A 17,136-nucleotide genomic window follows, 5' to 3' on the forward strand; every position below is an offset into this window, starting at 1 on the left:
TCAAAAATATCGCATTTTTACAAAAGAAAAAAACCTAAATCAGCAGCTGATTTAGGTTTTTCAATTTAGTTAGTTAGTTTGGCAGTTTATTTTTTAGCCTCTTCTTTTACAGCTGGTTTATCTTCTGCTTTAGGAGATGCTTTGTATTTATCATTCAAAGCTTTAACAACTTCTTTTGTAATGTCGTACTTGTCTTCAGCATACAATATTGACGCTGCATCACCAGTACCATAGATATAAGAATATCCATTTTTCTTACCGTAATCTTTAATAAATTTTTTAACTCCGCTTACTAGAGAATCCATTTCTACACCACTTTCTTGTTGCAATTGCTGCGATAATGCTTGCTGAGCATAACCTAATTGCTGCTCTCTTTTTTGCAATTCAGCACCTCTTTGTTGCGCCCATTGCTGACCATTAGCTTGTGCTTGACTTTGAAAATTAGCAGCGTCTTGTTTAAAACGAGTAATTTCAGCTTGAAGTTGTCTTCCCTTTTCTTCGGCTTGAGCTTTGTATTTAGCTTCAAGGTCTTTTGCTTCAGTGTACTCTTTCATTAAAACTGAAGTATCTACGTAAGCTGTTTTTACTTCCTTAACTTCGGCTGCTTTATCACATGAAACAACAAAAATTGAAAGTGCGATAATTACTAATGCTTTTTTCATTTCTAAATTTCTATTTTTTTTAAAGTATTAAAGACAAAAATATAAAAAAATAAATAGCATCCACATAAAGTTTAAAAAATGCTAAAATTTTATGATATTGGTTTTATTTATCGAGTTAAAAGCTACTATAAAATATCACTATTAAAAGTGGCTTTCATAGCTTTTACTAGAGGGAATATCTCAAAAAAGACAATACAAACCCTCGGATACACTCGAAAAACGTCTTAAATGCGTTTATTTTGCGTTTTGGTTGTTTTTTAGCACATAAATATGCGACGAATACTCTTTTGTCCTTGACGCTTTTAAATTTGATCGCAATCCGATAAAAAATGCACTAATAAAATTCATTTTCCCAGTTTTGTATTTTTCTGATAAAAGACTCACATAAAATGAATCAAATTTCATTGGCAGAACTTTTTCTAATTTCATATCTACTTTTTCAAAAAGTGATTGAATCGATTTTTTTGAAAAATGCCAAAAATGAATTGGCACATCATAAGCTGCCCAAAAAGATTTGTAATATTCGGCATCAAACGATTTAAAGTTTGGAACCGCAACAATTAATGTTCCAGTTGGTTTTAATAATCGTTTCAATTCTTGAATTTGAAGTTCTAAATTTGGCACGTGTTCTAAAACATGCCACATTGTTACAATATCAAAAGAATGACTTTCGAGATCACTGATTTCATGCACAAACGAAATGCCTTTTTGAATTGCAATATTCTTTGCTCTTTCGCTCGGCTCTACTCCAACAGTTTCCCAACCATCATTTTTTGCTGTCAACAAAAAATCTCCAGTTCCAGCACCAATATCTAAAATTCTTCCTTTATGAATTTGTTCAGCATTTATTAAATTCAGTTTATTTTTTAAAGCAATATTTTTTACAAAATGATATGCTTTTTCAAATAACGAACGTTTATTGTCTGTATGCGAAATATAATCTTCGCTCTCGTAATATCTTCCTAAATTTTCTAAATCCGGCTGCGGCGAAGTAATCAGCATATCCAGATTTTCATCATAATATAAATCGAAAATTTCTTTTGAAACAGAATGGTCTTTTACAGTAAGAAAATGTTTTTTGTTTAAAACGTCCATTTTTTAAATTAATAGTTTTAGTAGGTGCGTATAATTTAGACAAACCGAAGTTCGACTAATCTTGATTTGATATGATTTCAAAATTGCAAAAGATGGACAACTGTCCATCTCTACAATTCTATAATTTATTCTCTTTTTTTTTATAAAACGATATTTTTATAAAAATCGTTTCACGTGGAACAAAATTAAAATAGATTCACGTTTACTTTGTTTTAAACTTTAAGATCATGCAGAACAAAAATCAAATAAAACAAAATTTCAAATTCCAATATAATTTGAAACCTGAAACTTGAAACTTTCTTTTATCGTCCCATATAAATTAAAAGCACAGAAATATCACTTGGCGACACTCCGCTGATTCTTGAAGCTTGAGAAATTGTAACTGGTCGAATTTTACCCAATTTTTGTTTTGCTTCAATAGACATTGATTTAATTTTATTATAATCGAAATTCTCCGGAATTTTTACTTCTTCTAAACGAGTTAACTTATCAGCGTTATTTCTTTCCTTTTCGATATAACCAGAATACTTAACTTGAATTTCGGCTTGCTCTAATATTTCTCTGTCTAGATTATTTTCTTCAACATACGCTTTCACTTTTTCGAATTTCAGCATATCTTCTAAATCAATCTGCGGGCGAGAAAAAACTTTAAACATTTTATCACCTTGTGTAATTGGTGCAGTTTCTTTCGCTTCTAAAATTGGATTTGTCTCCGCAACCGAAACACTTGTTTCTCTAAAAAAAGAAACCATCTTTTCAGACTCGTTTAATTTCTTTTCCATTCTTCGCAAACGAGCTTCAGAAGCAAGACCAATTTCATGAGACATTGGCGTTAATCTAAAATCGGCATTATCTTGACGCAGTAAAGTTCTATACTCCGCTCTTGATGTAAACATACGATATGGTTCTTCCGTTCCTTTCGTAATCAAGTCGTCAATCAAAACTCCAATATAAGCTTCATCACGTTTTAAAATTAATGGTGCTTTTTCATGCACTTTTAAATGCGCATTTATTCCAGCCATCAAACCTTGCGATGCTGCTTCTTCATATCCTGTCGTTCCATTAATTTGTCCGGCAAAATATAACCCTTCAACCAACTTCGTTTCCAAAGTATGTTTCAATTGTGTCGGCGGGAAATAATCATACTCAATCGCATAACCTGGACGAAAGAATTTCACTTTCTCAAAACCAGCAACAGAACTCAACGCTTTAAATTGAATATCCTCTGGAAGCGAAGTCGAAAATCCGTTTACATAAACTTCACAAGTATTCCATCCTTCTGGCTCAACAAAAAGTTGGTGACGTTCTTTATCTGCAAAACGATTAATCTTATCTTCAATCGACGGGCAATATCTTGGACCCAAACTTTTAATTCTTCCGTTGAACATTGGCGAACGATCAAAACCTTCTCTCAAAATATCATGAACTTCCAGCGACGTGTATGTCATATGACAAGATCTCTGATGCGTTAACGGAACGGTTAAATCCGAATAAGAAAACTTATCCGGTTTTACATCTCCTTTCTCTTCATTCATTTTCGAATAATCCAGAGAACGACCATCAACTCGTGGCGGTGTTCCTGTTTTCATTCTTCCAGCTTCAAATCCAGCTTTCACTAAATCTTCGGTAATTCCAGTTGCAGCACTTTCACCTGCTCTTCCTCCACCGAATTGTTTTTCTCCAATATGAATTAATCCATTCAAAAAAGTTCCGTTTGTCAACACTACCGATTTTGAACGAATTTCAACTCCAAGCGAAGTTTTAATTCCTTTTATCTTTCCGTTCTCAATTATTAACCCTTTTACCATCTCTTGGTAAAAATCTAAATTTGGAGTTCCCTCTAACATCATTCTCCATTCTTCAGCAAAACGCATTCGATCACTTTGAACTCTTGGCGACCACATTGCTGGTCCTTTTGATTTGTTCAACATCTTAAACTGAATTGCCGTTCGATCTGAAACAATTCCAGAGTAACCTCCAAGTGCATCGATCTCACGAACGATTTGTCCTTTTGCAATTCCTCCCATCGCAGGATTGCAAGACATCTGAGCTATGTTCTGCAAACTCATTGTAACCAATAAAGTTTTGGATCCCAAATTTGCGGCCGCTGCCGCGGCTTCAGATCCTGCATGACCAGCACCAACTACAATAACATCGTATTCTTCTAAAAACATTTTGTTTTATTATTCTCTGCAAACCGTTTAAGGCGATTCTCAGAATTAACTTTATTTTCTTTGTTCCACGTGGAACCGAGTTTTTTTATTTCAGTTTTTTTTTCAAGTTTCACATTTAAAACCTCAAAACAAACTCGAAGGTTCCACGTGGAACATCTTATATTACATTCACAAAAAAATTAAATCAAATTTTAAAATGTTTCACGTGAAACATTTTAAAAAAAAATGTCAGTTTTTTAAAAACAACTTATCTGTTCCACGTGAAACACTTTCTAAAAAACCACTTAAAAACCGTTTCACGTGGAACAGTTTTTACATATGTCGACAATTTGAAAATAGAAAAATTATCTACTGTTCCACGTGAAACATCGCAATTTTTTCATCTTCTTTAGAACGCATAAGTTCTGCTTCTGTATCACTCTTGTCTTTATACCCACAATAATGTAGTATCCCATGAGCTAAAACTCTTTTCAATTCTTCCTCAAAAGAAACATTAAAGTCTTTGGCATTGTCCTCTACTCTTTCAACAGAAACAAATATATCTCCGTTCAATTCGTTACCAACTGTATAATCAAAACTGATAATATCAGTTAATGTGTCGTGATCTAAATACTCTACATTGATTTTATGAAGATATTCATCATCACAAAAAATATAATTTATTTCTCCCTCGTTTTTATTTTCAGAAACTATTACAGCACTTAACCAATCAGAAAAGGCTTGTTCGTTGTCTAAAATAAATTCTGTTTCGTAATTAAAATTGATCATTTTGTATTAAAATATTCTTGAACCTTTTGATTAAAATTCGAGCGCAAAGGTAGTGATTGTCTGTTTAATATCTCTACACTGTTTAAATAATCCGTCAACGAACTTGGCAAAGCATTTGATCGATTAGAAAACTCAGCTTTATTTGTTTCAGATTGTCGCTTTGTATCCTGTCCTTGTTCCTGAACTGCATTGTTTAGTTTTAGCAATTCTTGTTGAATATTTAAAATACGCTGCAGGTTTTCATTCTTAAAACCTTTATTCAAAATCTGCTTTTCCGATGCTTTCATCTGATCAATAACTGATTTACCTTGCATATCTAAACCCTGTTTTGCTAATTCTTTTTGTAATGCTTCACGAAGTTTAACTTGCTCTTTGTATATTTCCATTATTTTTTCAGCATCACCTTCACCATCATTATCATTACTTTCTTTCTCTCCTTTGTTGTTTCCTTGACCACTTTTACCATCGCCCGCTTTTCCTTGTCCTGTTTTTCCTTGTCCTTCTTTGCTTTGATTTTGTTTTCCTTGTCCTTCCTTCCCATCTCCATTATCACCTTGCTGGCTCATACCTGGTTTATTACCCTGCTTCATTCCATCTTTCATTTTATCAGCAAGACCTTTTTGCTTTTGAATAATATCAGGCAGCTGCATACCTTGACCATCTCCGGGTTTAGGCTTTCCTGCTCCTGGTTTGGACATAGACATTTGCATATTGTTCAATAAATCACTCAAAAAATCAGCTAATTTATTTGCAGAAGAAACAGAATATTGCTGATGTGAAACACCTTTTGGAATCTGAACATCCGTTAAAGTTTCAATTGCTTTATCCATATTATACTGCACATTGCCAATTTCCTTCGTAACCTCTTCAGCAACTTTTGGGTTTCTAAGCGATAATGCAAACAAACTATCATCAATATGACGGAATTGCTGCTTTAAATTTTGCTGTATTTTTATGTTCTTTGTATAGGCCGAAGAACCTAATTTCATCGATTTAAACTGTTTCATAACATCTTCTTGAGATAATGAAAAAGCCAAAAGATTGTCAAGAATCTGACGAAGCATTGCAACATCTTCCTGTAATTGTTCTTGCTCTCCTGCTTCCATAGTAGATTGCATTTGCTCTGCCATAGACTTCATCTTCTTAGAAGCATTCTTCTGTTTAGGTTTAGCTGATTCAGTATTCTTCTTACCTAATTCTTCAGAAGCTTTATTCAAATCGTTCTCTACTTCTTTTTCTTTTGATGCGTCTTTAGGAATATCCAAAGGAGATTTTAAAGAGTTATTTTCTTGTTTCAAATCTTTTAAATCTTCTTGAATTTTATCAAAAGACTTATTAATTTCATCCTGTTTCTCTTTGTTATTTTCTTTGTTATTTGAAAGCTGTTCTTGCTTATCGGCCAACTTATTCAACTTTTCAGCAACCTGCTCTGCTTTCTTTTCTACATAAAAACGCTTTGTTAATTCAACTAATTGTTCTAAATTACGAGATTGATTCTTACTGATTTGTTTGAACTTTTCCATCTTATCAAACAACTCTTCGCTGTTTAATTTATCATTTAGGTTCTTCAACTCATCCATCAATTTTTGATTCTTTTCTAAATCTTTCTCTGCATTGTCTAAACGCTTTTGCAAATCATCGGCAGTTTTATCTTTCTTTTCAGATTGAAATTTATCTAGATTTTTATTCATCTTTTCAGCAAATTGCTTCATCAATTCATCTTGCTGTTTCTGACGTTTGATAAAATCATTGATCTTTTGCTGATCTTTAAACTCCAAATTATCCTTTTCTTTACCTGTAGTTTTCAGTTTATCCATTTCAGAAAACTGCTTTTGCTGATTCTTTAATGACTTAGATAAGCTGTTAATATTTGCATTTTGCTGCTGTAGTTCCGCATCGTGAATTTCATCAGTTGTAGAAACACGATCTGAAAACGTAGATGACTTTGTGCTCTTAAATCCGTGCAGTGCATCATTGTCAAAAATCTCAAAATAGTATTCGTAAGATACTCCCTCCTGCACAGCAAGATTACTTGGGAAATTAAAAACAAACTGATCAAACACTCCTTGCTTTACAGGAATAGTTCCACGTTTGGCAGTATTAGGTTTTCCATGTTCATAATAAACAACCTGAAGCTTTGACAATCCATAATCATCACCTAATCTTCCTAAAACATAACTTTTATCAAGCTTTAAACTATCAGGAGCAGGCGAAACTGTAATGGTTGGAAACTGATCTTTGATAACTGACAGCTGATAATCTAACTTTTCATAGTTTTTAACCTTATTATTTGAAGTAAGGATTTGATAATCTGTATTTTGACTAATATTCTTAGCCAATTTAAACTCATTTTCAGCTTTATTAAACTTAAAAATTGAGTTTTCTTCTTTCCATACCACTTCTTGAGTAGATTGGGTTTTCATTTTCCAAGTTACAACGGTTCCTTCAGGTACAATTGCATTTCCTGTTCCTTGAATTATCTCAGATTTCTTTTTTAAATACGACGGAAAATTCAAAACCATTTCGAAGTTCGCAATTGATGGAACTGTAATAACTTTTAATTCATAATCATTTGATGAAACTGAATTTCCTTCAAAAGAAAACTGAACATCCGTTGTTGGCTTTTCAATCTTAAATTCAAACTTTCCTGTTTGAGATGATTCCATAAAATAGCTTTCACTCCCAATATGGATCATCACATTTTCTGGAACGACATTACCTTCCGTTTCAACTTTTACAATAAAATCTTTGTTTTGTTCTGTTTGAAGATTACTGTTTAAAACCACAAACTTAAAAGGAGCCGGCGGCAAAAACGAAGCATTAAAGTGCACTACTCTATTAAAACTCTGCGAAATTATATTGCTGTTTCCAGAAACAAAAAAGACTGCAAACAGTAAAACCGGAATTAAAGCTAGTGGTAAATACTTTTTATTTGATTTAAAATTGATCGCATTTCCAAATGGAATTGGCTGCAATGAATTTGCTTTTTGCTCAATCGAAGCCAGCATTAATTCTGAACTTTCTGCTGAATTTTCATTGGATGAAAGCTGTAAAAAATTCGTTAGTTTATCACTAACTTCAGTAAAATGATTTCCAATAATTGCCGAAGCCTGATTATAATCGATCCCTTTTTGAAGTTTGAAAAGTTTAAAAATTGGAAATAATATAAATCGAAATAACAGAAAAACTTCTACTGCAATAAATACCCAAAACAAAAGTGTTCTTCCTGCAGGTTTTAACCATAGAAAATACTCAACAAAAAGGGTAAAAAGAAAATACAATAAACCGAAACCAATAAAAAGAAGTCCTCCTTTTATCAATTCATTCATATAATATTTCTTTATAAATCCTTCTAACTTCTGATATATTGCAGATGATGTTTTCAATGTGAATCTATTTTATTTATAACCTATAAAAGTACTAATTTTAATTAGAAAATGATCAATGAGAAAATTAGTCAATTAAGCTACAAACAATACATTATCTAATTAAACTCATTTTCTAATTCTCTGATTAGAATCGTATCTTTGCAACAAAATTTAAACAAATGTCAAAGCAAGTTCGTGTGCGTTTTGCACCAAGTCCAACTGGACCATTACATATTGGCGGAGTTCGTACTGCCCTATTTAATTATTTATTTGCAAAAAAACATAACGGTGTTTTTTATCTGAGAATTGAAGATACAGATCAGACTCGTTTTGTTCCAGGTGCGGAAGCTTACATTATGGAAGCGCTTGAATGGTTAGGAATTTCTCCTGAAGAAACAGTTGGAAAAAATGAAAAATTTGGACCATACAGACAAAGTGATCGTAAAGAATTATACCAAAAATATGCAGATGAATTGATCAATTCAGGTTGGGCATATTATGCTTTTGATACTCCAGAAGCTCTTGATGCTTTAAGAAAAGAGCAGGAAGCTGAAGGAAAAACATTTATTTACAATCATACAAACCGTGAAAAATTAGATACATCATTAGTAATTTCAGCTGATGAAACTGCTAAAAGAATTGCAAATGGAGAACATTACGTAATTCGTTTTAAAACTCCAGTCGATGAAACTTTACATTTAAAAGATATTATTCGTGGTGATGTAAAATTTGAAACGAGTTTACTTGATGATAAAGTTCTTTTCAAAAGTGACGGAATGCCAACTTACCATTTAGCTAATATTGTTGATGATCATTTGATGGAAACTTCTCATGTAATTCGTGGAGAAGAATGGCTTCCATCGATGCCGCTTCACGTTTTATTATACAGAGCTTTTGGTTGGGATGCTCCGGAATTTGCACATTTACCATTAATTTTAAAACCTGTTGGAAACGGAAAATTATCTAAAAGAGATGGTGACAAATTAGGATTTCCTGTGTTTCCACTTGAGTGGAAAACTGAAGAAGGCATTTCATCTGGCTACAGAGAAAAAGGATTTTTCCCAGAAGCGGTTGTAAACTTCCTTGCTTTGTTAGGTTGGAATGACGGAACAGATAAAGAATTATATTCTTTAGAAGAATTAGTAGAGGCTTTTGACTTAAACAGAGTTCATAAAGCAGGAGCAAAATTTGATCCTGAAAAGAACAAATGGTTCAATCATCAATACTTAATCAAACAAAATGATGCTGATTTAGCGAAAAGCTTCTCTCCTATTTTAGAAGAAAAAGGTTTCTCGACTCCGCTCGAAGTGACAACTCGCATTGTATCACTTATCAAAGAAAGAGCAAACTTTGTTTCAGAATTTTGGGACTTAACTGATTTCTTTTTCCAGGCTCCAACATCATATGATGAAAAAGCAAGTAAAAACTGGAAAGAAGAAACTCCGGCTTTAATGCAGGAATTGATTTCGGTTTTAGAAAATATTGAAGATTTTACTTCCGCAAATATTGAAACTATTGCAAAAGATTGGTTAACTAAAAACGAAATTGGAATGGGTAAAGTTATGCAGCCTTTCCGTTTGAGTTTAGTTGGAGCTCTTAAAGGTCCTCACCTATTTGACATTGTTGAAATCATCGGAAAAGAGGAAACTATTTCAAGAATTCATAAAGCAATCGAAACTTTATAATAAAATTTCAATTCAAAATAGAAACGCTAAGAAACATCTAACAAATGTTCTTAGCGTTTTTTTAATGCTTAAAAACCATATTTTAGAAGAATTTTCGTAAATTCCCAAAATCATAAACATAAATTAAAAACCATGAGTACAGCATTTATTATCTTATTAGTATTGGCATTCTTCATTTTCATGTCGTCTTTCTTTACTGTAAAACAACAAAGTTCAGTTGTTATCGAGAGATTTGGAAAATTTCACAGCGTGAGAAATTCGGGATTGCAATTAAAAATTCCAGTTGTTGATAGATTGGCCGGACGTGTAAATCTTAAAATTCAACAGTTAGATGTTATTATTGAAACTAAAACGAAAGACAACGTTTTTATTAAAATGAAAGTTTCGGTTCAGTTTAAGGTAATTCAAGATAAAGTATATGATGCTTTTTATAAACTAGAATATCCTCACGATCAGATTACTGCTTATGTATTTGACGTTGTTCGTGCTGAAGTTCCTAAACTAAAATTAGATGATGTTTTTGAAAGAAAAGACGATATCGCAATTGCAGTAAAAAGAGAATTAAACGAAGCAATGACTACTTACGGATACGATATTATCAATACATTGGTTACTGATATTGATCCAGATATCCAAGTAAAAAATGCTATGAACAGAATCAACGCTGCTGACAGAGAAAAAACTGCTGCTGAATTTGAAGCTGAAAGTTCAAGAATTAGAATTGTTGCAAAAGCAAAAGCCGAAGCTGAAAGTAAACGTTTACAAGGTCAAGGTATTGCAGATCAACGTCGTGAAATTGCAAGAGGTTTAGTAGAAAGTGTTGAAGTTTTAAACAATGTTGGTATTAATTCTCAAGAAGCTTCTGCTTTAATTGTTGTTACACAACATTATGATACACTGCAATCTATTGGTGCTGATACTAATTCTAATTTAATATTATTACCAAATTCACCACAAGCAGGAAGTGATATGTTGAACAATATGGTTGCTTCATTCACAGCATCAAATCAAGTTGGCGAAATGATGAAAAAAACTAATAAAAAGATAGAGAAACCAAAACCAATTCAACCACAATCTGGTTATGAAGATGATATCCAACCTGAAGTTAAATAACTAACTAAAAGAAAAAAGAGGCTTAATTGCCTCTTTTTCTATTTATAAACCAACCTATTATGTACGGTAAAACAGATTGAAGTATCTTGGTATAAGAATTTGAAAAATAATCTGTGTATGATGAAATAAAACCGTTTACAATATTTTGCGGTGTTATACTTTCTTTTGTTTTTTGAACATTTAAAACTAACTTTTGATAATTAATATCTTTTTCTAATTTTAAAATTTCTAAATCTCTGTCGATTTCAGCGTATGAAGAGTACTTTTTTGTTTCCATAACTTATTCATTAAAAAAGATTTCTGAAAATTTCTCTAAAATTGGTCCCTCTACAAATTTATCTTTTACAAAGAAAAGTAAAACTGTAAATACCAAATAGATCCCTCCTACTGCTAAGAATCCTAAAGCAATACTTCCGAATAAAGCACCAAAAGCATAAGCTGCAGCAAAAGATCCAAAAAGCAAAACCATACTAAAACACAATAAAATCAATGTAAACTTAAAAATTAAAGTAGTTGATTTCATTGCAACTTTAAAACCCCAGAGTTTATAATATGCTAAATGACTATCAATATAAACTTTAGCCTGATCCTGAATCTTTTCTGTATTTTCCTTTAATTCTTCAAAAGCCATAATTGTAGTTTTAATTAAAAAAAAGAAGCACAAAATACACTTTGAAAAAAACTGTATTTAGCTGCTACTTAAAATTAAGTAAAATAAACCAAAATACAATTATAAAAATCCAAGTGAACTTTGTGCTCCTTAAATATTATTTCTGAAGTTTCGCATTATGCGCTTTTAAATCAGCAAGTTTAGATTCTAAAAAAGTAATTACTTCCTCTGTTTTATAACTCATATTCGAAAGTAACTCATCATAAGTTCCGTCAAGATTACCTTTTGCATGAGCAAACTTTTCGCGCAATACCTCAGAACTAGCTGAAATAGAATCTTTTAAATTATGCCTGGCATCATCTAAACCTTCTTTTAATTTTGCGCGTGTTTTTGATCCTTTATCTGGAGCAAATAATATTCCGATTGCTGCACCAGCAGCTGCACCAGCCAAGATAGCTGCTACTGTATTTAAGTTCTTTGACATAATAATAAAATTTAAGTGATTAATAAAGGTACTCTTTTTTTAAAATATAAATTATTGAACAAATGATATTTACTAAAATTTAACACTAAAATTAATACGCGTAAGCTACTGCTTCATATTTACCATTTCCTTTCTCAACAATACTTACAAACGGATATCCATTTGAAGCCGACTTACTTTTAATTCTCATAGCAGTTTGATTCTTATTAGCAATTGGCGGTTCTCCTTTTGTCCTTGTCGAGACACCAGTGAATGAAGCCACTTCTTTCAGTCCTATTGTCTTTTCTTGAGGCAGAACTGTTACCATTTTGTAATCATCTTTTGAATCTACGATTATTTTATCTGATATTTTTTGTGTTTGATTCGTTTGTTTATTGGTTAATTGAGAAACAGCATACTTACTAATTTTAACTTCTTCAGAACTTCCGTTTAAAGAATAATAAATTAGACCATTTTCGTTTTTAATAAAATTTACATCAAGTTGCTCACCATTGTGTTTTGTAATTTGATGTGTTTGCGAAATTGCAATGTTTGCAAATAAAACTGCTGATAATGTAAAAAATAAATTTTTCATAACATTTAAAATTTAAGGATTAAAATTCTTAGTTCAAAATGAAAATCAAAATTTCGATACGTGTAAAACTAACTTCATGAAATTTACAAATTATAAATGCCTTCAAAAAATACTTACATCGTAAACGTATTATCAAAAACAAATTACAACTATAAACTGACCATAAAATCAATTTTTAAAATTCAGGTTTAGAATTAACTCTAAAACTAAAAATGAAAATTTTTAAATTTTAGAAAAACTCCAATTCGATTCTTAAAACGTCAATTTTTGAAATTCTAAAATTTCATACTTGAGCTTTTTATAAAAATAGCAACTTTATAAACAATTGTGTGTTAACAACCCGTTAAACTAAGAAAAATTACGCTAAAAATTAAAATAAAGATCGTAGAACAACAATAAATAAAAAGATAATTAATAACATTAAAAAGATAAAAACAAGTCTTAAAATTAATTTATTAAAGTCATTTTTACTTATATTTATCTATTAAATTTAAAAAATCAATAAATAAAATATATAATAATTAAAAACATTGAATAATAAAATTAAAATAATTAAAATTGATATTACAAAAACAGTAGTTTAGAAATTGATAAAACTTGCAAAAGACTAAATATAATTTTTCTTAAAAAAGTAAATTTCAATTTCAAAAACATTTTGTACTTAAAAAAATCTAAAAAGACATAAAATAAAATCAAAAATTAAAATAAAGCCTTCTGTTTTACTGTTTTTAAAAATAGGATAATTAACATGGAAGAAATGAAAAAATGTCTCAAAATTAATTTATGAAAGTCATTTTTAATTTATAAAAGTTATAAAATATTAATTATCAATAGAAAAAATAAATAATAAAAAAAGCGCTTATAAAAAGCGCTTTCTAATAGATTGTAGTTATATTATTTTTTTATCATCTCGGCAAGAATTTCGATTTCTTTTTCCGATGCATTTTTTGGAGGATTTGAATGCAGTTTTGAAATTTGGTCTTCAAACTGATTTCTTAAATTTTCGTTTTCAATATTTTTTAAATTTAAAAGAGCTCTATATCTAACATAAGTTGATTCACTTCTTAAAGACATAGTATATAACTTTTTAATATCCTCTTCTTCAAAATCCGAAGATTTCCAATTTGAATATTTCAAAATAAATAGAGCAAACAACAATGAAGCCTTATTATTGTTGATATTCTTTTTTAATGAATTCTGCAAAAGTGAAAAACTTGAAATAGCTGCTATGTTCTCGCCTATTGCATCTCGAATTGCCAAACGTTCAGCTAAATTTTCTAATTTAAAATATTTATTAATATCTTTTAAAGAATTATTAATGCTGTTTTCTTCTTTTTTACCTTTTTCTTCCCAAGCATCTTTCAATCCTACAGTCTTGTTAAACACTAATTTTGAAGCAGTTGAATCTTTATCAACAGTAAAATATCCTAAACGTTGAAACTGAAATTTGTCTTCATTTTTAGCGGTTGCTAAACTTGGTTCAACAAATCCAGTTACAATTTCTAATGAATTTGGATTCACAAAATCTAAGAAATTTTTCTCTTTATAACTGTCTGGAGCTTCATCTGTAAACAAACGATCGTACAAACGAACTTCTGCTTCAACAGCATGAGGGATAGAAACCCAATGCAATGTTCCAGACACTTTTCTTTGACTTGCTTCTGTCCCGCTTCCACTTAAAGAATCAGTATCATAAGTAACATGAATCTCTGTAATATTACCTTCAGAATCTTTTACAACAGATTCACCTTTAATGATATACGCATTTTTTAGACGTACTTCTTTTCCTAAAGTCAAACGGAAATATTTAGATGGAGCTTCTTCTAAAAAGTCTTCTCTTTCGATATATAATTCGCGAGAAAAAGGTACTTTTCTAAAACCTGCATTTTCATCTTCCTGATTATTTTCAGCTTCCAACCACTCTTCTTTTCCTTCAGGATAATTTGTAATTACCAATTTTACAGGATCTAAAACAGCCATTACACGAGGTGCAATTTTGTTCAAATCTTCACGAATACAAAATTCTAAAACCGATACATTTATTAAATTATCGCGTTTTGCAATACCAATTGTATTAGCAAAATGACGTAAAGATGTAGCTGTATAACCACGTCTTCTAAGTCCTGAAATAGTTGACATTCTAGGATCATCCCAACCGTTAACATGCTTTTCTTTAACTAGTTGCTGTAATTTTCTTTTACTAACAACAGTATGTGATAAATTACGTCTTGCGAATTCTCTTTGTTTCGGACGCAGTTTATTTTCGTCTAAAATTTGATCTAAAAACCAATCGTATAATTCACGGTGAGGCAAAAATTCAAGCGTACAAAATGAGTGTGAGATTTCTTCTAAATAATCACTTTGTCCGTGCGCCCAATCGTACATTGGATAAATTTTCCAAGCATCGCCGGTTCTATGATGATGCTTGTGTAAAATTCTGTACATAATAGGATCACGCATCAACATATTAGTCGATTTCATGTCAATTTTAGCACGAAGAATATGTGTACCAGCCTCAAATTCACCGTTTTTCATTCTTTCGAATAAATCTAAGTTTTCTTCAACAGAACGATTTCTGTACGGACTATCTGTTCCAACTGTAGATGGAGTTCCTTTTTGAATAGCCATATCTTCAGAAGACTGACTATCAACATAGGCTTTATCTTTTTTAATTAATAAAACTGCCCAATCGTATAATTGTTGAAAGTAATCAGAAGCATAACGTTCTTCAGCCCATTTGTAACCCAGCCATTCAACATCTTTTTTAATAGCATCAACAAATTCCTGTTCTTCTTTTTCAGGGTTTGTATCGTCAAAACGTAAATTTACAGGAGACTGATAATCAATTCCTAAACCAAAATTTAATGCAATAGAACTTGCATGTCCAATGTGTAAATAACCATTTGGTTCTGGTGGAAAACGAAAATGAAGTTTACTTTGTGAAAGACCTGATTTTAGATCTTCCTCTATGATTTGTTCAATAAAATTGAGTGATTTCTCTTCTGATGCCATTATTTTATAGTAATTTTAGCAAAGATAAAAAAAAGGTTTCAGGTTTCAGGTTTAAAGTTGTTTAAGTAGCACAAAACCTGAAACTTTAAACGTGAAACAATAAAAAAATGGGAGTTATAAAACTGAAAAATATCCGTACTTTTTCTTACCACGGATGTTTAATTGAAGAAGGAAAAATAGGATCAGATTATATTGTTGATCTAAAAATTAAAGCAAATTTACAACAATCAGCACAAAGCGATCATCTTGCTGACACGGTTGATTATGTTCATTTGAATAAAATTGTTGCTGAAGAAATGGCAATTCGTTCTCATTTATTAGAACATGTTGCTAAAAGAATCATAATTCGTGTACTGGCAGAAATTGAATCTGTAGAAAAAACGACTGTTTGGGTTTCAAAAGTAAATCCTCCTATTGGCGGTGATGTTGAAACAGTTACCATTAAAATGACCGAAAAAAGAAAGTAATTCCTTTTGCTTAAAATCTAATTTTTTAAAATAGTTTACATTAAACTTTTGAAATTTAAAGATTTTAGTTACTTTTGCCATCCGTTCAAGTAATGGCGTCGTGGCCGAGCGGCTAGGCTGGGCTCTGCAAAAGCTCCTACTCCGGTTCGAATCCGGACGATGCCTCAAAAAGAGATACATTTCTGTATCTCTTTTTTTTATGCCTAAACTTTCCACAATCTTGTCATTTCGACGAAGGAGAAATCTCCACAAGAAGCTCTACCAAGATTTGACAATTACTACGGAGTTAGTTGCGAAGATTTCTCCTTCGTCGAAATGACAAACTGTTGTCAACTTTGTCAAAGTTTTAAACTTTGACAAAATTACAGACGAACATTATAAACATAAAAAAAAGCCTCTGAATTTCAGAGGCTTAATTTTATAATTTTGGGTTATTAACAAACTACTTTTCAATATTCTCAAAAGCATTTTTAACCATTTCTTTTTCTTTTGGAAACCATCCCTGGATCATTAAAACAAAACCAAAAACCATCAAAACTACACTAATTCCTTTTTTAATTTTTAGAATATTAGTCGGTGTCATTTTAGATTTTAATTGTTTGGCTAATAGTATTTTAATGCAGTCAACTAACAAATAAGTAATAATTACAGAGGCAAAAAAAGTAAACATTCTTGAATTTTGCATTTCTAATTTTGGTCCTACAGAAATAATAACTGCAAGCCAAAAACCAAGAACTCCTATATTAATAACGTTCAATAAAAATCCTTTTACAAACAAACTTCCGTAGTTTCTTTTTAAGATATCTCGATCAATTTCTTCATCATTAATTTTTTCTTCCTTCTTCAGTTTTACAAAAGAAATAATACCATAGGAAAGCATAATTATGCCTCCAAAAATAAAAAGTGCCGGCTTGTCTTTTAAACTTGAAATCAGTCTGTAACTTCCTAAATAGGCAATGGCAATAAAAAATATATCACCCAATACCACTCCAAAATCAAATACAATTGCAGCTCTAAATCCTTTTGTAATGCTGGTTTCTAATAAAACAAAAAATACCGGACCTACCATAAAGCTTAGAACAAGTCCCCATGGCAGTCCAGCCAGAATATCATTTATCATCAAA

Annotated in this window: 14 protein-coding genes and 1 tRNA gene; 4 read left to right on the forward strand and 11 right to left on the reverse strand. The window is 31.1% G+C overall.

The annotated features are described in order from the left end of the window. Positions 1 to 86 precede the first annotated feature (86 nt). The 5 genes from B0A75_RS06610 to B0A75_RS06630 form a co-directional block, all read right to left on the reverse strand. Positions 87 to 662, reverse strand: coding sequence for an OmpH family outer membrane protein (locus B0A75_RS06610; protein WP_089053508.1), 576 nt, complete (start codon positions 660 to 662; stop codon positions 87 to 89). A gap of 234 nt (positions 663 to 896) precedes the next feature. After that, positions 897 to 1,757 carry a class I SAM-dependent methyltransferase gene (locus B0A75_RS06615; protein WP_089053509.1) on the reverse strand — a complete coding sequence of 287 codons (861 nt, stop codon included), beginning with the start codon at positions 1,755 to 1,757 and terminating at the stop codon, positions 897 to 899. 302 nt (positions 1,758 to 2,059) lie between these two features. Continuing rightward, positions 2,060 to 3,931, reverse strand: a complete 1,872-nt coding sequence (mnmG, locus tag B0A75_RS06620) for a tRNA uridine-5-carboxymethylaminomethyl(34) synthesis enzyme MnmG (RefSeq protein ID WP_089053510.1) — start codon at positions 3,929 to 3,931, stop codon at positions 2,060 to 2,062. A 348-nt stretch (positions 3,932 to 4,279) separates the two neighbouring features. After that, on the reverse strand, positions 4,280 to 4,699 hold the full coding sequence (gene ybeY / locus B0A75_RS06625) for an rRNA maturation RNase YbeY (protein ID WP_089053511.1): 420 nt from the start codon (positions 4,697 to 4,699) through the stop codon (positions 4,280 to 4,282). After that, the gene (locus tag B0A75_RS06630; RefSeq protein WP_089053512.1) at positions 4,696 to 8,085 is read right to left on the reverse strand and encodes a DUF4175 family protein; all 3,390 of its coding nucleotides are present in this window, start codon (positions 8,083 to 8,085) and stop codon (positions 4,696 to 4,698) included. Before B0A75_RS06630 ends, ybeY begins: the two co-directional genes overlap by 4 nt. A gap of 161 nt (positions 8,086 to 8,246) precedes the next feature. On the opposite strand from B0A75_RS06630, the gene gltX reads away from it, so the two are divergent. Together gltX and B0A75_RS06640 are read left to right on the forward strand one after the other, a co-directional pair. Then, on the forward strand, positions 8,247 to 9,752 hold the full coding sequence (gene gltX, locus B0A75_RS06635) for a glutamate--tRNA ligase (RefSeq protein WP_089053513.1): 1,506 nt from the start codon (positions 8,247 to 8,249) through the stop codon (positions 9,750 to 9,752). A 132-nt stretch (positions 9,753 to 9,884) separates the two neighbouring features. Next, entirely contained in the window at positions 9,885 to 10,865 is a 981-nt protein-coding gene (locus B0A75_RS06640) for an SPFH domain-containing protein (protein ID WP_089053514.1), read from the forward strand. A 22-nt stretch (positions 10,866 to 10,887) separates the two neighbouring features. Here the strand turns inward: B0A75_RS06640 and B0A75_RS06645 are convergent, their stop codons facing one another. The 5 genes from B0A75_RS06645 to B0A75_RS06665 form a co-directional block, all read right to left on the reverse strand. Then, positions 10,888 to 11,142, reverse strand: a complete 255-nt coding sequence (locus tag B0A75_RS06645; protein ID WP_089053515.1) for a DUF6327 family protein — start codon at positions 11,140 to 11,142, stop codon at positions 10,888 to 10,890. 3 nt (positions 11,143 to 11,145) lie between these two features. After that, positions 11,146 to 11,496 (reverse strand): competence protein, encoded by a 351-nt coding sequence (locus B0A75_RS06650; RefSeq protein WP_089053516.1) that lies wholly within the window; start codon positions 11,494 to 11,496, stop codon positions 11,146 to 11,148. A gap of 136 nt (positions 11,497 to 11,632) precedes the next feature. Continuing rightward, on the reverse strand, positions 11,633 to 11,959 hold the full coding sequence (locus B0A75_RS06655) for a YtxH domain-containing protein (protein ID WP_089053517.1): 327 nt from the start codon (positions 11,957 to 11,959) through the stop codon (positions 11,633 to 11,635). A 91-nt stretch (positions 11,960 to 12,050) separates the two neighbouring features. After that, positions 12,051 to 12,533 carry a hypothetical protein gene (locus B0A75_RS06660; RefSeq protein ID WP_089053518.1) on the reverse strand — a complete coding sequence of 161 codons (483 nt, stop codon included), beginning with the start codon at positions 12,531 to 12,533 and terminating at the stop codon, positions 12,051 to 12,053. 894 nt (positions 12,534 to 13,427) lie between these two features. Beyond that, positions 13,428 to 15,545, reverse strand: a complete 2,118-nt coding sequence (locus B0A75_RS06665) for a glutamine--tRNA ligase/YqeY domain fusion protein (RefSeq protein ID WP_089053519.1) — start codon at positions 15,543 to 15,545, stop codon at positions 13,428 to 13,430. A gap of 107 nt (positions 15,546 to 15,652) precedes the next feature. Here B0A75_RS06665 and folB point away from each other — a divergent pair, with 107 nt between their 5' ends. After that, positions 15,653 to 16,012 (forward strand): dihydroneopterin aldolase, encoded by a 360-nt coding sequence (gene folB, locus B0A75_RS06670; protein ID WP_089053520.1) that lies wholly within the window; start codon positions 15,653 to 15,655, stop codon positions 16,010 to 16,012. A gap of 94 nt (positions 16,013 to 16,106) precedes the next feature. Continuing rightward, positions 16,107 to 16,177: transfer RNA gene (locus tag B0A75_RS20490), tRNA-Cys, on the forward strand. Positions 16,178 to 16,454: 277 nt separating this feature from the next. Here B0A75_RS20490 and B0A75_RS06675 read toward each other — a convergent pair. Then, entirely contained in the window at positions 16,455 to 17,132 is a 678-nt protein-coding gene (locus B0A75_RS06675; RefSeq protein WP_089053521.1) for a LysE family translocator, read from the reverse strand. Positions 17,133 to 17,136 lie beyond the last annotated feature (4 nt).

Origin of the sequence: Flavobacterium oncorhynchi (genome assembly GCF_002217355.1) — a bacterium.
Classification (GTDB): Bacteria; Bacteroidota; Bacteroidia; order Flavobacteriales; family Flavobacteriaceae; genus Flavobacterium; species Flavobacterium oncorhynchi.